Consider the following 16,867-nt stretch of genomic DNA (forward strand, 5'->3'; position numbering starts at 1 on the left):
CCGGCAGGCACAGATGTGTCCTTCCCCTTCACTGGAACACTGGATTTTGATGCCGACCACGACGCCTGCCCCGGCGACGTATTCGAGTACGGCACTCAAGCGAATACAGCAGGCATAAATACCATAAGCTGGGCTTTGTCCGGCGGCGGCAATATCCTGGACGGCCAGGACGACCGCAACATTCAGATAGAGTGGACGACACCGGGCACACATACCCTGTCGTTCCTGGTAACGAATAATGCGACTGGCTGCACCGCTGCGAACTCCCTTGAGGTGACAGTACAGGATGCGCCAGCTATCACGATTGGCTCATTCGCCGGCAATCCGTTTGACGAAGTGTGCGAAGGTGATCAGGCGATCTTTTTGTCATCAATCTCTTCTTCCGGTCCGCCACCGGTAGCCAATTACAGCTGGAGCTTTTCCGGCAGCCCCGCTGTAGAACCGGGTGCAGGCACAGGAGGTACCGGGCAATTGGCCTCAGATAATACACCACGGCGAATCGGTGCGACCTGGGCTGATGCAGGCTCAGAGATGGTGGATTTAATGGTAACTTATGACAATGGTTGTTCAGTAGATGCCCCAACCCATACAGTAACCGTCAATCCATTGCCAACAGTTGAAATTCAACAGTTTGCAGGTAACCCGTTTGCGGAGGTATGCTCAGGTGAGACCGGTGTCTACCTGGCTAACCTAAGTAATCCGTCCCCCGGAGGAAACGTAAACAGCTACAGTTGGAGCGTTAGCCCTGCTGCACCGATCACCCTTGCAGGGCAGTCAGGTGATGTAAGTGGCCGCCGCCGCGCTGAGATCGCATTCCCACCAAATATGGGGACGGCTCCGGTGATGTATACGGTGGAGTTGACGATAGAAGATGCAAATGGCTGCGTGAATACCGCTACACAGGTAGTAGAGGTTCGCCCCGAACTGAAGATGTCTTTCGACTTTAAAAACCCTCCTGGCTTTGCCAATAATGAAATTTGCAATGGAGGCACTGTTGAAATCGATCTTGATGTGCTGCCCGGTCAGGAAGCCTTTTACAGTGAAGGAAGCGACTATGAAATCCGTAATGTGATTGTACGCCACCGTACAGGCAGCGGCAGTACCTTTATTGCCGGTTACGGCCCTGTAAGCGGCGGCACGCTGAACAATGGAGATGTGATTTCGGGAGTAACCGAAACGCTGTCGCACAATGAAGCTGAGCCGGTTTTCATTCAGTACAACTTTGTACTGGAAGACCTGGTATGTGGCACGCAGGACTTCCGTTCTGTAGTAGTTGAGGTTCGCCCTCAACTGAAACTGGCGTTTGACTTTTCTGCTCCTCCCGGTTTTGCCAACAACGCGTTGTGCAATGGCAGCACCGTTGATATTGGTGTAGATGCTCTGCCTGCTCAGGCTGCGCTTTACGGATTGGGCAGTGATTATCAGGTAGAAGTAGTGGTGGTGCGCCACCGGGTAGGTAGCGTCGGCGGCTTTACCAATGGTTATGGTCCAGTTATGGGTGGTACATTGAGCAACAATGATATAATCACCCAAATCAATGAGTCCCTGTCGCATGACGAAACGGCTTCCGTATTCGTACAGTACAACCTGGTATTGAAAGACCTGAAGTGCGGCAGTAATGACTTCCGGTCCGTGGTAGTGGAGATCAAGCCACAGCCAAAAATCGGTTTTGTCTTCAATAACCCACCTAGTGCTTTCTGCCCGAATTCGAACGAAATTTGCAACGGAGACGAGGTGAACTTTGACCTGGTGTCCGAAGCAGAAGGCCTTGTGGAAGGTACAGACTTTGAGTTCCGCCTGCTCGGTGCGGCTTATAAGATAGGCGGTAACTGCCAGGGCGGTGGCTATACGGATGGCTACGGCCCGGTAAGTGGCGGTATCCCCGGCGGTACTACGCTGTCTGATTATGTAGCAACGCTCAGTCATGGAGAAACCGACATCGTTTGGGTCCGCCTGAGCTTCGTAGCAGAGGACCTTTCCGGCTGTGGTAATGATGATTTCCGCAGTGTTTGGGTCGGCGTACGGCCTTCACCAGCGGGTACGATCAGCAATTCCGGTCCGGTGTGTGCCAATGCGGATGCATTCCTGACTTTTGAAGGAACAATTGGCCAGCCGCCTTACGAGGTTGTCATTGCAGAACTCAATGGGGGCAATTACACCTCTGCCGGAGCTGGCAACGGCAATCCGTTCTGGACCCTGCAGGGATTGGAGCCGGGTTCTTACACCTATACCCTGACTGCTATCCGGGATGCCAATGGTTGTGAAACCACAGGTTTGAGCCAGCAAACTACTGTAGTAGTGCTGCCTGAGCCTGAGATTTCCTGCCCTGAGAACATTACGGTGCAAACCAGCAACAACGGTACCGGCGATTGCACAGCTTCAGCCAGCTGGACTAACCCAACCGAAAGTGCCAGCGCCTGCGCTCCGGTCACATTGACCATTAGTATCGATAATGGTACACCGCAAACAGTTGTACAGGGTGAAACTTTCACGACTACCCTGAGCGGTGGTGACCATACCGTGACTTATGTGGTTACAGATGGCAACAGTAATCAGGACGATTGCAGCTTCACCGTAACGGTTGAAGATGACGAGCGCCCATCCAGCATCGCACTGCCAGATGTAGCTCTGACAACAGAGGAGGATGGTGCTGCATGCCCCGGTGCTGCCAATACCAGCCTGGTCGTTGATCAGGCCAACCCGATTGCCACTGCAGCGGACAGCTGGAGCTACTTTGTGCACGGCGTGGAAATCGATGGTTTCAATGACCTCACCGACAATTGCAGTGATCCTTCTGAGATTGCAATTTTTGTTTGGGAAATCAACGAAATTTCTACCGATGCGTGCGAGAGCAGTTTCAAAGTTTTCTTCCGCTATTTTGATGAGGCAGGCAACTTCCGTCAGCGCGGTAAAACCTTTACAGTTGTTGATGATACCCGCCCGAGCAGTATCGCTTTGCCGGATATGACCTTCACTACAGAGGATGGCGCAACCTGCCCCGGATCAGCAGATACAGATTTGGTGGTTGATCAAAGCAGCCCAATCGCTACTGCAGCCGATAACTGGAGCTTTACGGTACATGGCAAAACGGTGCAGGGCTTCAATAACATCACCGACAATTGCAGTGACCCTTCTGAGATTGAAATTTTCGTTTGGGAAATCAATGAGATCACCACGGGCGACTGCGAGAGCAGCTTCAAGGTGTTCTTCCGTTACTTCGATGCCTGCGGTAACTTCCGTCAGCGCGGACAGACCTTTACCATTCAGGACAATACCAAGCCAGACTTCAACAAAGGCGGGTTCTCCGAGGAATTCACGCTGGCAACAGAAGATGGCGCGGACTGCCCCGCCAACGCATCAGTAGATGGCCTGGAGACAGGCGACGTGCTGACGCCTGGTGCAGCGGTGCCCTTCACTGTAGCTGGTGTGTCCTTCACTACGCCAACGGACATGGTGAGCGACAACTGCGTAGCGCAGAGCGACCTGCTGCTGACCGTAGATGTGGTGAACGAGGACGTGATGAGCGAAGGCGACGACTGCAGCAAGCAACTGCGCGTACGCTACAAGCTGGAAGACGGCTGTGGCAATCAGCGGTTCTTCACACAGGAGTTCACAGTGACGGACAATACCAAGCCGGACTTCAACAAAGGCGGGTTCTCCGAGGAATTCACGCTGGCAACAGAAGATGGCGCGGACTGCCCCGCCAACGCATCAGTAGATGGCCTGGAGACAGGCGACGTGCTGACGCCTGGTGTAGCGGTGCCCTTCACTGTAGCTGGTGTGTCCTTCACTACGCCAACGGACATGGTGAGCGACAACTGCGTAGCGCAGAGCGACCTGCTGCTGACCGTAGATGTGGTGAACGAGGACGTGATGAGCGAAGGTGATGACTGCAGCAAGCAACTGCGCGTACGCTACAAGCTGGAAGACGGCTGTGGCAATCAGCGGTTCTTTACGCAGGAGTTCTCGGTAACCGACAATACCAAGCCGGACTTCACCGTACCTGCTGATATTACGATCTTTACAGATGCAGATTGCGAATTTGATGCATCTGTAGCCGAAACTGGTGACGCAACGGATATAACCGACAACTGCGCATCCGGACTGGAGGCAACTTTCAGTGATGAAGTAGCAGCAGGCAATTGCGAAGGTGAGCAGATCATCACTCGTACCTGGTCTGTGGATGATGGATGTGGTAATGTAACCACCAAGGTGCAAACCATCACGGTGGAAGACAATACCGATCCCGAATTTACCGTACCAGCCAACACCACGATCTTCACGGATGCTAACTGCGGATTTAATGCCGATCCTTCGGAAACAGGTGATGTGGAAGACGAGTCCGACAATTGCACCACCGATCTTGAAGCCACTTACACCGATGAAGCAGAGGCAGGCGATTGTGCAGGTAAGCAGGTCATTACCCGTACCTGGAGCCTGACAGATGACTGTGGCAATACTACCACTCAAGTGCAAATCATCACGGTGGAGGATAACACCGATCCGACCTTTACTGTACCGGACAATACCACCATCTTTACCGACGCTGATTGTGAATACGATGCCGATCCTTCCATCACCGGTACGGTAGACGATGAGTCTGATAACTGCTCTGCAGATTTGACGGCCAAGTACGCGGATGTGATTGCAGCAGGCAGCTGCCCCGGCGAAGTAATCATTACCCGTACGTGGACGCTTACTGATGAGTGTGGCAATACCACAGAAAAGGAGCAGACCATCACGGTAGAAGACAATACGCCACCAACACCTGTTTGCCTGAACGGTGTGCTGATTCCACTCGACCCGGATGGTGAACGCACGCTTCTGGCAGAAGACGTGTTGGATTTCAGTGCTTCATTTGACAACTGCAGCGCGGTATCCGTTACGGCTATCAGCCCGGCAGTGGTAGATTGTGATGATGTGGGTGGATTAACTTCTGTCCTGGTCACGGCATCCGATGAGTGTGGCAATGAAGCAACCTGTACAGCAACGATTGAAGTTTCTGATGAAACCGCTCTGCCTGCCCCATGGGAAGGTGTAGACATCGGAGATGCTGGCACGGGTAACTTCTACAGCTACAACCCATGCGTACCTCCACTGGGCGAGTTTACCATCGAAGGTGGTGCAGGCAACACTCCACCATCGGGTGAAGATGACCTTGCAACGATCTCACAGACCCTGTGTGGGAATGGCATTGTTGGTATTCAAGTAAAAGTGGAGTCTGTATCTGGCGGGTTTGGCGGTGTTTTCATCCGTGAAAGTAACGCGCCGGGTGCCAAATACGCCGCATTACTTAGGTACAACAACAATAATGCGCTGGTGTGGGAAAGCCGGACAACAACGGGCAGTACGCTGAATTGGGGCATCAATGGTGCAACTTTCCCTTACTGGCTGCGGATCTACCGTCAGGGAGACCTGGTACGGGCAGAATACAGCGTAACAGGTAGCCAATGGGTTCCTTACCGTCAGGTAGAACTGGATATGGGCACTTGTGTTGAAGTAGGTATGGTTGCTTATAACGATCATCCTAATGCAGGAGGCCTGGTTGAAGCTGTGTTCAGTAATGTAATAGTGGCGGGCAACAACTCTGCCAGTACAAGCAGCCTGGTTATAGATCAGGGTACAAATGGGATGACGCAAGGCCTGGAAAATGAAACGGCCTTGGGAGGCAGCCATTTGGACCTGAGTGTTTACCCGAACCCTGCTTCTGATCAAGTGACCCTTGAGTTTGGTGCAGAAGTACCGGAGCTGTCTACCATCACTCTGCGCAATCAATTGGGGCAGGTGATGAAGCAAGAGCAGCTTCGTACTCCTGATACCCAAATGGATTGGGATATAACCACTTTGACACCGGGGGCTTACTTCTTTGAAGTACGTACGGCTTCAGGTGCTCCGCAGGTGGTTAAATTCCTGAAGATGAAATAGGTTAATTAAGCCTGAAATTTATCATTAACAGGTTACAGCGCTTGGTGCGACTTAGGTTTCGCGCCAGGCGCTTTTTTATGCCAATAAGTGCGTTTGCCTTTATTAGTTTCCGGGATCTGCACTATTATTGACATCTCCCGATTTTATGCCTACAAAGTCGAAATCAGGAATATTCCCGGTGATGTTATTGATCATGAAAATGTCCGGTAAGGGCGTAACCGTGGGAGCGTTGGAGCCATTTAGCGGCCAGGCTGCCGGCACAAATCGCCAGATATCTACCGAATTAAACTCAATATCAATACCCAGTATAGCTTTACGGATGGCTATTTGATCCAGTACTGAAATCGACTGAGAGTTGTTCACATCAGCAGCGATCTCTTTGTAGGGGCTGTCCAGGCTAAGTAAGCCGAGGTTATGCTGCCCGATACGGATAAGGTCGAGGTTGGAAATCCCTTCCTGAATGTCATCTTCCTTGGACGCGCGCAGCCCAACGACACTTCCGGTTGGTACGTCAAAAAAAGTGTACAGCCCATCCGCGCCGGTGGTGACGGTGTCGTTGACCAGTCCTGATAAATATACGGTAGCATTAGCAACCGGAGCCCCTACCTCATTGGCAAGGATTCCGCCTATACTTACCGTAGCGGGTGGCGCGGTATCAAGCCCCCCCAGGGTATCCGCTCCGGTATCTGCAGGGTCCAGCCAGTCCATCAGGCGGGTAGCTGATGTAGTACCTTCGTCCCAGGAAAGGGTCAGGCGGCCGTAGTAGGCATTCGTGTTGTCACACCCATTAAACCCACCGTGCAGCTGCCCTCTGATTTTGCCGGTGCTATCAAACAAAGCGCTGCCAGAGGATCCCTGCTCAAAGGTGCCAAGGCTAAAGTCCACATCAAAGTGGTGGTTAGGAGGCGTGGCGCCTGCCTGCCAGTTGATGCTGCTCGGATGAACCTGCGCCTGATCAAACGCTGACAGTTTTTTAATATCCCCGCTGGGGTGGTGGAACATCACCCCGGATGGCGGAGCAGTAGGTCGGCGGTCCCAACCCGCAAAATAGGCTTCGAAATTGGGCGGCAGGTTATTAACCAGCTCAAACAAAACAAAATCACTTTCTCTTCGGCTGGCCCGGCGCTGGCATCCCATGAGAGATTGGAAAGCTGGCTCGGTGGATGGATTGCCACAGTTTTCGCTTTCGTAGTTGAAATCGAACCGCCACATGCCGTACAAAGGCGTGTAGCCCTCGTCACAGTGGAAAGCACTCAGGACAAAGGGCGTTTCATCTTCGGCAGTATTGTTGATCAGGGTGCCACTACAGTATCCGGTCCCTTCCTCCAGCACCATCACAATACGGCATACACTGCGTTGGATATCACGGAAATCTGCACCCTCATCACAGTTGGCGTTGGGGTGGCAGTCCAGGCTGCTTCCAAAGCCAAAATTCAGGACACTACGGTTGGGACTTTGCCGGTACCCATAATCTACGCGGCGGATATGGATACGGCCTTGCTGCCGGGCGTGGGCGGGCTCCCGGTAAACCAGTTGTGCCGTTGCTCCTTTAGTAAAGCCCGAAAAAAAATGCCCGGTAGGCTGGTTATCCTGAAAGGTATAAGTGGCTTTGCGGTCTTCTTCCGGGCTGAACATTTCGAGTTGACTGCCCGGAGGTAGGTAGAATTGGTCGTAGATGAAGCCCAGCCCTAGTGCTCCGGGAACGGTAACGGTGCAGGTCCAGGTGGCACTGCCATCGGCGTGAGCCTCCCAGGTACCACTATTGTCCAGACCAATGTCGGCAACAACAGGCGCGGCCACCCGGCTGTGCAATCCGTTCTCTTCATCTGCCTTGAGCAGGCGTTCAACGTTAGGTGGGGCTAATTGTACCGCTGTGTTTGGATAGGAGGAATCAGGCGAGGCAATCTGGGCGTGCGCCCATTGGAATAAAGCCAAGCCAATTACGGGGAGTAAAAGCTTAAGTTTCATAGGATTATGTTCTTTGTCATATTCGTTTACAACAACAGGGTGCCTGTTCTTGTAATTTGTAAAAGTACAAAGAACTTACGGTAAGGCAATACGATTAAACGAGTATTCCGGTTCGGGTACCTTAGAGCTTAGAGCTTAGAGCGTGTTGGGACTTTTGTCTTCTATTCGTTCCAAAAGCAAAATCCCAACAAGTTCTTACAAACTATTGGCGTGATCAATGATGGTGCGTACCTGTGCCTCTGCGAACCGGTCTACGATTTCGGGGTTCATAAGCAGTAGAGCGTCCTGGTAGTTGTCAAAAAACAGGTGCTCAATCAGCACTGCCGGCATCATCGTCCGGGTAAGGACGTAGAAGCGTGCTTCTTTATCGTAGTCGCCATCCGACCGGTCTGTGCGCATAGTGATGCGGTCACCGAGCAGGTCCCTGACATGCCCCCAATGGGCATCGGCAATCCGGTCGGAGGCCGTCACGCCCGGCGAAGTATAGATTTCGTACCCTCTGGCCCCCGCACCGGAGGCATTTGCGTGGGTGGACAGGAAGATGCCACGCCGGTAGTTTCTGTAGTACCAGTTCGCCTGGTCCACCCGGTACTGTAGTGGAAAATCTACATACTCATGGTAAACGGGAAGGTACGGTATGCCCAGGATTTGGAGTTTCTGAATGACTCTAGCCACAAGCGCACGGTTCCAGACGCCTTCGTAGAACCAGGAGCCATTGTGGAATTGCCCTTGTTGGTGCTGAAATTGCTTGCCGGGCGCGGTCGTGTACTGTCCAGATGGATTGACGCCCCCGTGGCCTGCATCAAGGAATACGCAAAAGTTGTCATTCATAGTGGTTCCAGTTTGCCGTAATATAAGAACTTGTTGAATATGAATTGCTTGATAGAGATTTATAAGCGTAAATTTTGTATGCCCCTGAATCAGGCGCTCTTGGATCTGACAAAGAACCTTGATCCATGACCTATACAAAACCTACATTCATAAACGCTAATAGAATAAGAAAGCTATAGATTAACGTAATGCTACGGACGTTGTTTTTACGTTAGGGAATCAAAGAGTTGCTATATTTTTCTTTTTTTTGCATTATAATCGTCAAGCTACGGATTGACAATCACCCAAATAAAATTATCGGTGCGCTATGAAAAAACTGATTTTCTTACTTTCCGCTTTTGCAGTATTGGTATCTTTAGGCTGCGAACAGCAAAATCAATTTCTCCCTGAGCCTGTGGAGGACCGCTCGGAAGAAGACGAGATCACCATCGTCAACTATCTGGAGGAAAACAATCTTCTGGCTGATGCCGAACGCCACGAAAGCGGCATCTATTACATCATTGAAGAAGAAGGGGAGGGGAGTGAGTTCCCTACGGCCAATTCTCAGGTATTGGTAAAGTACAAAGGCTATCTGCTTGACGGTACAGTCTTTGATGAAACCGAGGGAGAAGATGCCCGTCAATTCAATTTGACGAATACGCTCACCGGCTGGCGCGTTGGCGTACCACTGGTCAAAAGAGGTGGGAAAATACAGTTGTTTATCCCCTCCAACCTGGCCTACCGAAATACACCACAAGAGGATATACCCGCCTACTCTATACTGATTTTCGAAATAGAGCTGGTCAATTTTCTATAAACCGTATGCTCAGTAGAAATTAATCTTCAAAGGCTTTAAATACGGCAATAGGGCGGTCTGTCGCGAGCACATCTGCACCAGCTTTGTACAATTTGCGGTACACCCGATCGCCTTTTGCTGTTGCGCTTTTGTCCAGGTTGCCTATCGTTCCTATGATTATGGTGATACCGGCATCTTTCAGGCTTTTGTAAAACTGCGGCGACCGCTCAGTGAGCCCGGTAAAAGCCATGAGGTTACTGCGCGTAAACGGCCCATCGAGGTAGCGTTGGAGTTCCTCCTGATTGCGTATAGTTACCGACAGCCTTATTCTGGGGTCTGTCAGATAAGCCTTTAATGCATCCTCGTAATTGTAAGTGATGACAGAAGCATAGTTTATCGCACCCATATTCCGGACCGTTTCCACCACCTTTTCAATAGGGACCCCACGTTTCACATCAAGGGTGAGTTGATTATCATTTGCTGCCCAGCTTAGTACTTCTTGCAGGCTAGGCGGGTGATAGCGCGTAATAATCCCATAATCATCTTGGAGGTATAGTGCGCTGATAGCTGCCCAGTTTGTTTCCCAGACCAGCCCGCTGCCCGTTGTTGTCCGGTCCAGGGATTGATCGTGCATAAGAAAAAGGATACTATCTGAGGACATATTCACGTCGCACTCAATAATGACCGGTGCCTGCCTGGAGACAAACTCAAAGGTTTCCAGGGCATTTTCCGGGTAGCCGGCAATGAACCTTCCGCCCCGGTGCGCGCTGATAAGCGGTCGGGTAGCCTCTTTGCAGATAACGGAATCACGTTTGGAGGGGGCTTTTTGAAGCGCGGTAACTTCAGGTGAATCGGGAGTGGGAGCAGCTATTGTCTGATTCCACATTAAGGGCATAAGCAAGAGCATACATGCCCACAAGGATGTTTTTTGCATGAGTTTGGGTTAGTTTTTTGTGCATTTGTTAAGAGTAAGAACGGGTTTGTTATGGTTTTTGTTTCTTATGGTTGAACAAAAAATAAAAAACCAGCAGCTAAAAGCTGCTGGTTCAGTATAAAATCATCTAAGCTATTTTGAGGTATCTGTAAGGACAGGCCTCAAATTATTAGTTAAACTAGTTGAAGATGTAGCGCAGGCCAAGACGCATACGCCAGCGTGAGCTGAAGTTGTTGATATTCAGCGCATCTGTATTCAGGCCTTCTTCGGTGTAAGAGAAAGTAGGTGTAGTTCCATCTTCTGCGTACCCTTCGAAAGTGTAGAGTTCATAGTAGTTGAAGCTGCCTGGCACGTTGTAACGTACACCCCAGCTTGGGTTGATCAGGTTAGCCAGGTTGAACACATCCCAGCTCAACTGCATCTTGTGGTTCTTACCACCTACGTTCACGCCAAAATCCTGACGAACAGAAAGATCGAGGAAGCTGATGAAAGGCAGGAAGTTAGAGTTCTTCTCTGCGTAGCCTCCGCGGTTTTCGCTCAGGTAAGGATCATCTTCAATGAAAGCATTCAGGCGGTTCCACTGTTCCTGTGGAGAAATGCCATCTGCTTCTACCAGGGTGATTTCGTTCTGGCTAGCAGGAATGTAGATCAGGCTACGGTTACGGCTGGTACTACCGGTCTCCTGGTTGATATTACGGGCATCTCGTCCGCCAATGACATAAGAGTAGGGGCTGCCTCTGAGTCCCTCATAGAGCAGGGTGATAGAAGTAGAGGCATTCTTTGCCTTGTTCCAGTCGAAGGTATAGTTCAGCGTACCCAGGACACGGTGGCCAAGTGCGAAGTCAGAACGACCAAGGACAGGGTTGTTTCGACCATCAAAGCCGACTTGTCCACGCCACTGTGAAGAGTTCTGAGATGAAGTACCTTCGTTGATAGCTTCTGCATCACCGTAAGTATAGGACACATTAGCGGTTAGACCAAAGTCAAAAGCTTTTGCCAAAGAGGCAGTAAGGGTGTAAGTATATCCCTCATTGGTATTAGATGCTACATAGATAGCGCTATAGCGTGGATCAACATCGTCCCGTACGAAAACTGGACGGTCATCATTACCTGTGTTGGTCCAGTTAAAGTCGACGGTTGGATCATTGTTGACATTCGTGTACAAGACGTTGTTGAGAGTCTTTGTATAAACACCCTCAAAAGATGCAAAAATACCACCTGGAAGTTCTGTATCTAATGCCAGGTTACCACGCAGTACCTGTGGGTAACGGAAGTCTTCTGTAAAGAGGTCTACCTGACCAGAAGGTATGCTAAAGTTCTCGTTGGTGTATTGACGCTGGATTTCAGGGATGAAGTCAATCGAACCTTCAATATCACCTTCGTCTACACTGCCCTGTGTCACACCGTTGTTATTGAACATCGCTCCTGGCCACACGAAGGGAATACGGCTGGTGAAGATACCAAGACCACCACGCAGAACGGAGCTTCGATTGCCAGTCAGGTCATAATCGAAGCCTAAACGCGGAGATATCATCAATTGACCTTCTGGAGCTTGTCCTCCCGTTATGTTTCCTGCCACGTCGTAAGTAGTAGCTAAGTCAGGAAGCGTTTCCGTATTAAAGCTTGGGTGAATATTTGGATCAGAGGTAATTATAGGCAGATCAAAACGGACACCACCGGTCAGGGTAAACTGAGGCGTGACTGCCCACTCATCCTGAACATAGAGACCCAACTGAATCGCGTTGAACTCTGAAGCAGCGGTAGAACCGTCACCAGTGATATCGTCTACCAGCGAGTAGGAACGGAAGTACTCTGCTGCACCTGAATTATTGACAAATGCGTCGATATCATCATACTCGTACACCCCGTAATTCTGAGGAATAAACAGGTTGTAAATGCTGTAGAATTCATTGTGGGTACCAATAGTAATGGTGTGATTGTTGTTGTAAATCTTGAAATTGTTAGTGATCGTGAAAATGTCCTGATCCAGTGCGTTTGCAGTAGAAAACTGCTCAGAACCAAATTCCAGAACGCCTTCTCCGTCACCGATAATTACGTATGGAAAATCACCTCCGATTGGGTCGCGGTCATCGCGTACAGCAGTGTAGCCAATAATCAGATTGTTACTGAATTTGCTTCCAAAGTTGGAGTTCAGTTCCAATGCCGAAGAGTTGGTGGTACTTGGGAAGAATACGCCATTATTTGAGAACTCGATAGAGCGCGCACCACCTGTATTGCGGTTGAGGTCTTCAGCTCTAACGTAGTTGTGGCGCAGCGTAAGGCGGTGGTTGCTGTTGAGGTTGAAGTCTAGCTTACCGAAAAGCTTCAAACCATCAAGGTTGTCTGTAACGTCTCCGAACGTGCCGGGGTCATAGCCATAGTTATCACGTACAAAGTTACGTAGATTGGTCAGATCACCCTGAGTAGCATCACCATCGTACTGCCCGAAATCAAAAGGCTGAGGCGTTTCGTCAGCACGAATTTCCGCGTTGGCAAAGAAGAAGATTTTGTCTTTTACGATTGGACCTCCTAAAGATGCGCCATAGGTAGTTTGAGTAAACTCATCAACACCTTCACGCTCGCTTCCGGTACGATCAGTAAGGCTTTGGTTGGTCTTGCCTACCATGCTTTCGTTCTGGAGGAAGTAATAAGCTGTACCTTCAAAGTTGTTGGTACCTGACTTGGTTACCGCATTCACGCCACCACCTGCGAAACCACCGTAGGTTACATCGTATGGAGAAAGTACCACCTGCAGCTGATCGATGATATCGATAGAGAAAGGAGCGATACCCGTCTGACCACCGTTGGTGCCTTGTGAGGAAAGACCGAATACGTCGTTGTTAACGGCACCGTCTACATAAATGGCATTATAACGGTTGTTGGTACCTGCAAAAGAAGTACCGCCACCAAAGCCACTAGCCTGTGGCGTAAGGCGTACATAGTCACTCAGATCACGGTTAAGTGTAGGTACATTTTCAATCGCTTCAGAAGTGATTTGTGTACTTGCACCTGAGTTGGCGCCTGCAGTACCCTGACGAGCGATCACCTGGATAGTTTCCAGCTCAATGCCGCCCTCTTCAAGATTATAATCCCGGCGGAAAGCTTCACCAAGACGGAGGTTGATCCCTTCAGCGGAAAGCTCAGCGTAACCTGTGTAAGTTACGGTCACTTTGTAAGGGCCGCCAACCCGCATGTTGGGGATGCGGTAGTTACCTTCAAGGTCTGTGGCAGTACCGTATACCGTACCAGATGGTTGGTGTACTGCAAGAAAATTCGCTCCAATGAGAGGCTCACCTGTAGTGTCCAGGATTTTGCCCCGCATAGAAGAAGTCGTCACACCCTGTGCCATAGCAGCAGTGCTGAAGACCAGCACCAGCGCCAAAGCGCCAAGGGCTCGCATAAGGTTTGTAAAGCTCATAAAACTAGCGTTTTTGATGATTGATAAGGAGTTATTTCCTAAAATCGCCGCTAATTTAAGCACCTTATGTTAAGGGTATGTTAACTTTTGTCAGGCAAGCGTCGCAAATTCCGGTTCAGGTACTTGTGATTTAGAATATCTTTTCAATATTACCTGCCTTAGCGTAGTATTTCTTGAATTCTCTCTGCGTCCATACAATTTTATACGGTTGGTTTTCGAACAGACTTAACGCAAAGTTTTTTATAAGCATTCAGCCATTTGCTTCCATTTCCCCTATTTTTGTGCTGCACTCAGTCCAAAACTAAAATTCCGTTTTATGAAAAGAATGATGACACTTTCCCTGCTGCTCACGGCGCTGTCGTGGTGCGTACAGGCTCAACAGAACTTTGCCGTCGATGTGCAAAGCAATTTCTACAGCCCCGAAAACCTGACCATTAGTGTGGGGGATACCGTTACCTGGACCAACCTCAACGGCTTCCATAATGTAAACGGTGACCAATCGGTCTATCCGGATAATCCGGAAAGCTTCAGTAATGGTGGCGCAAGCATCAGCGCCTGGACTTATCAATATGTCTTTACCATCCCCGGGACTTACACCTATCAGTGTGATCCGCATGCGGGGCTGGGCATGGTAGGCACTGTCACGGTGGAAAACGCACCTGCTGGTAACGCTGCGCTTATTCTGACTGCTGTCTACGACGGCCCGCTGCCCGGTGGCCTGCCTAAAGGCATTGAGGTCTACGCCACTGCAGATATTGCCGACCTGAGCGTCTACGGTGTAGGTTCTGCCACCAACGGCGGTGGTACGGATGGGGAAGAATACACCTTCCCGGCCGTTAGTGCTTCCGAAGGGCAATACCTGTACCTCACGAGTGGAGACGGCATAGCCTTCCAGGATTTCTTCGGGTTTGCCCCGGATTTCACAGATGAAACTGGTGCTGCCGTAAGTATTAATGGTAACGATGCGATAGAGCTTTTCTTCGAAGGCAACGTCATCGATGTCTTCGGTGAGATCAATGTGGATGGCACCGGTACAGCCTGGGAATACCAGGATGGCTGGGCCTATCGGGTCGATGGTACCGGGCCTGATGGCAGTACTTTTGTGCTCGGCAACTGGTCCTTCAGCGGTCCGAATGCCCTTGATGATGAAGCAACCAATACCGGTGCGGCTGTTCCGGTACCGGTTGGTACCTACAGCCCAAGTGGTACAGCTATGATTTCCGCCAATAATGATGTCGTGACTACCGATTTTGAAACCGGGATCACCATTGATATCCTGGCCAATGACCAAACGCCCAACCCACTGACTTCCGTGGAACTGACGACCGGTGCAAATACCAACGGTACGGCTATGCTCAACGCCGACAATCAGGTGGACTACGCTCCGGATGCCGGTTTCTGTGGCGAGGCGACGTTCGACTATGAAATTTGTGATGCGGATGGCTGTTCTTCGGCAACGGTAACCGTGAATGTGCTTTGCCCCGTGGATTATCCGGAGTACCCAATTGGCACCGTGACCACCACTGATGCGGACGGTGCGGTGGATTCCCTTGGTGTGACCTGCGCCCTGCGCGGCGTGGTGCATGGGGTAAACCTCCGTCCGGAGGGCCTGCAGTTCACCATCATTGATGAGGCTGGAGATGGCATCGGCGTATTTAGTGGCAACCAAAACTTTGGCTATACCGTCACCGAAGGTGATGAAGTGTTGGTGGAAGGGGCTGTTGATCAGTTCAATGGGCTGATACAGGTTGAAGTGGAGAACGTCACTTTCATTTCAGCTGGTAATGCTCTGCAAACCCCTGATATCATCACCGCACTTGGCGAAACAACCGAGTCCCAACTCGTCACCATTGAGAATGTCACCCTGGTTGATCCCGCTGCATGGGGAGACGGCTTCTCTGGCTTCAACGTAGACGTCACCGATGGCACCAACACCATCACCGTGCGTATTGATAACGATGTGGACCTCTTCGATTTGCCCGCTCCAACCGGCACTTTCAATGTGACGGGTATTGGCGGGCAGTTTGACAGCAGTTCACCGTTTGATGAAGGCTACCAGCTGCTGCCCCGCTATATGGCAGATATTGACCCTTATGACTCGGGCAGTGGTGGATCAGACTTCCCGCCCTACAGCATAGGCACGGTGACTACTGTAGATAATGATGGCGTGGCCGATTCCCTGGGCGTTGCCTGTGAATTGCAGGGCATCGTATATGGTGTCAATCTGCGCGGCAGTGGCCTGCAATTCACCCTCATAGATGCAACCGGCGAAGGCATTGGCGTCTTCAGTGCCAGTGAGGACTTTGGCTATACGGTCACTGAGGGCGATGAGTTGGTGGTCCGGGGTATGATTGAGCAGTTTAATGGCTTAACGCAAATTGCATTGGAAGAACTGGAAGTGGTGAGTACTGGTAATAGCGTGCTTGATCCAGATGAGGCATTAGCACTTGATGAAACGACGGAGTCCAGCCTGATTGTCTTGTGGAGCGTAACTTTGGTAGACCCTGCTGCCTGGGATGACTCTGGCGCTTCCTTTAATGTGGAAGTAACCGATGGAACAAATACCTTCACGGTACGGATAGATAATAACACGACTTTGGCGGGAACCACCTCCCCTAGTGATGCATTGTTGTCCATTGCCGGCATCGGAGGTCAGTTTGATTCCGACAGCCCGTTTGATGAGGGTTATCAGATCATCCCCCGCTACCTGGAGGATGTGCAGTTCATCGATAATACGGTAGACCAGGAACTTGGGCAGCAGGTAAAGATCTTCCCGAACCCTGCAAAAGGTACGGTAGTGGTAGAAACCACAGTAGATGTTGAATGGGTTACCCTTTTCAACACGCTGGGGCAGCCCGTGCAGCAACTGCGCAACCTCAATGGTATGCATACGCTCAGCCTCGGCCAACTGCCAGCGGGCCTCTACAACGTTGTGTTCCGCAACGGGCAGCATATCTGGACAGAGCCGCTGATGATTAAATAAAAAGTAGAAACAACCTATACGAGGCGGGCGCTG

Annotated in this window: 7 protein-coding genes; 3 read left to right on the top strand and 4 right to left on the bottom strand. The window is 50.7% G+C overall.

Annotation, left to right across the window (positions count from 1 at the left end; all coding sequences use genetic code 11):
* On the top strand, positions 1-5,925 hold a 5,925-nt coding region (locus RIC19_RS15890), incomplete at its 5' end, for a T9SS type A sorting domain-containing protein (protein ID WP_350179327.1).
* Positions 5,926-6,027: 102 nt separating this feature from the next.
* Here RIC19_RS15890 and RIC19_RS15895 read toward each other — a convergent pair.
* Positions 6,028-7,893 carry a hypothetical protein gene (locus RIC19_RS15895; RefSeq protein WP_350179328.1) on the bottom strand — a complete coding sequence of 622 codons (1,866 nt, stop codon included), beginning with the start codon at positions 7,891-7,893 and terminating at the stop codon, positions 6,028-6,030.
* Positions 7,894-8,088: 195 nt separating this feature from the next.
* Positions 8,089-8,724: an N-acetylmuramoyl-L-alanine amidase gene (locus RIC19_RS15900; RefSeq protein ID WP_350179329.1), complete on the bottom strand. Its 636-nt coding sequence runs from the start codon at positions 8,722-8,724 to the stop codon at positions 8,089-8,091.
* A gap of 307 nt (positions 8,725-9,031) precedes the next feature.
* Between RIC19_RS15900 and RIC19_RS15905 the strand changes: the two genes are divergently transcribed.
* Positions 9,032-9,520 carry an FKBP-type peptidyl-prolyl cis-trans isomerase gene (locus tag RIC19_RS15905; protein WP_350179330.1) on the top strand — a complete coding sequence of 163 codons (489 nt, stop codon included), beginning with the start codon at positions 9,032-9,034 and terminating at the stop codon, positions 9,518-9,520.
* A gap of 19 nt (positions 9,521-9,539) precedes the next feature.
* Here RIC19_RS15905 and RIC19_RS15910 read toward each other — a convergent pair whose 3' ends face one another.
* A complete protein-coding gene (locus tag RIC19_RS15910) occupies positions 9,540-10,433 on the bottom strand; it encodes a glycerophosphodiester phosphodiesterase family protein (RefSeq protein WP_350179331.1) in 894 nt (297 codons plus the stop codon).
* 178 nt (positions 10,434-10,611) lie between these two features.
* Complete coding sequence (locus tag RIC19_RS15915; RefSeq protein ID WP_350179332.1) at positions 10,612-13,851, bottom strand: TonB-dependent receptor; 3,240 nt, start codon at positions 13,849-13,851, stop codon at positions 10,612-10,614.
* 316 nt (positions 13,852-14,167) lie between these two features.
* Here RIC19_RS15915 and RIC19_RS15920 point away from each other — a divergent pair, with 316 nt between their 5' ends.
* Complete coding sequence (locus RIC19_RS15920; RefSeq protein ID WP_350179333.1) at positions 14,168-16,834, top strand: Ig-like domain-containing protein; 2,667 nt, start codon at positions 14,168-14,170, stop codon at positions 16,832-16,834.
* The last annotated feature ends 33 nt before the right edge of the window (positions 16,835-16,867 follow it).

The organism is Phaeodactylibacter sp., from assembly GCF_040219495.1.
In the GTDB taxonomy this organism is placed as follows: Bacteria; Bacteroidota; Bacteroidia; order Chitinophagales; family Saprospiraceae; genus Phaeodactylibacter.

Bases quoted from the DNA above. Each gene is read 5' to 3' on its own strand.
- RIC19_RS15895 (WP_350179328.1), bottom strand. From the start codon at position 7,893: ATGAAACTTAAGCTTTTACTCCCCGTAATTGGCTTGGCTTTATTCCAA.
- RIC19_RS15900 (WP_350179329.1), bottom strand. From the start codon at position 8,724: ATGAATGACAACTTTTGCGTATTCCTTGATGCAGGCCACGGGGGCGTC.
- RIC19_RS15905 (WP_350179330.1), top strand. From the start codon at position 9,032: ATGAAAAAACTGATTTTCTTACTTTCCGCTTTTGCAGTATTGGTATCT.
- RIC19_RS15910 (WP_350179331.1), bottom strand. From the start codon at position 10,433: ATGCAAAAAACATCCTTGTGGGCATGTATGCTCTTGCTTATGCCCTTA.
- RIC19_RS15915 (WP_350179332.1), bottom strand. From the start codon at position 13,851: ATGAGCTTTACAAACCTTATGCGAGCCCTTGGCGCTTTGGCGCTGGTG.
- RIC19_RS15920 (WP_350179333.1), top strand. From the start codon at position 14,168: ATGAAAAGAATGATGACACTTTCCCTGCTGCTCACGGCGCTGTCGTGG.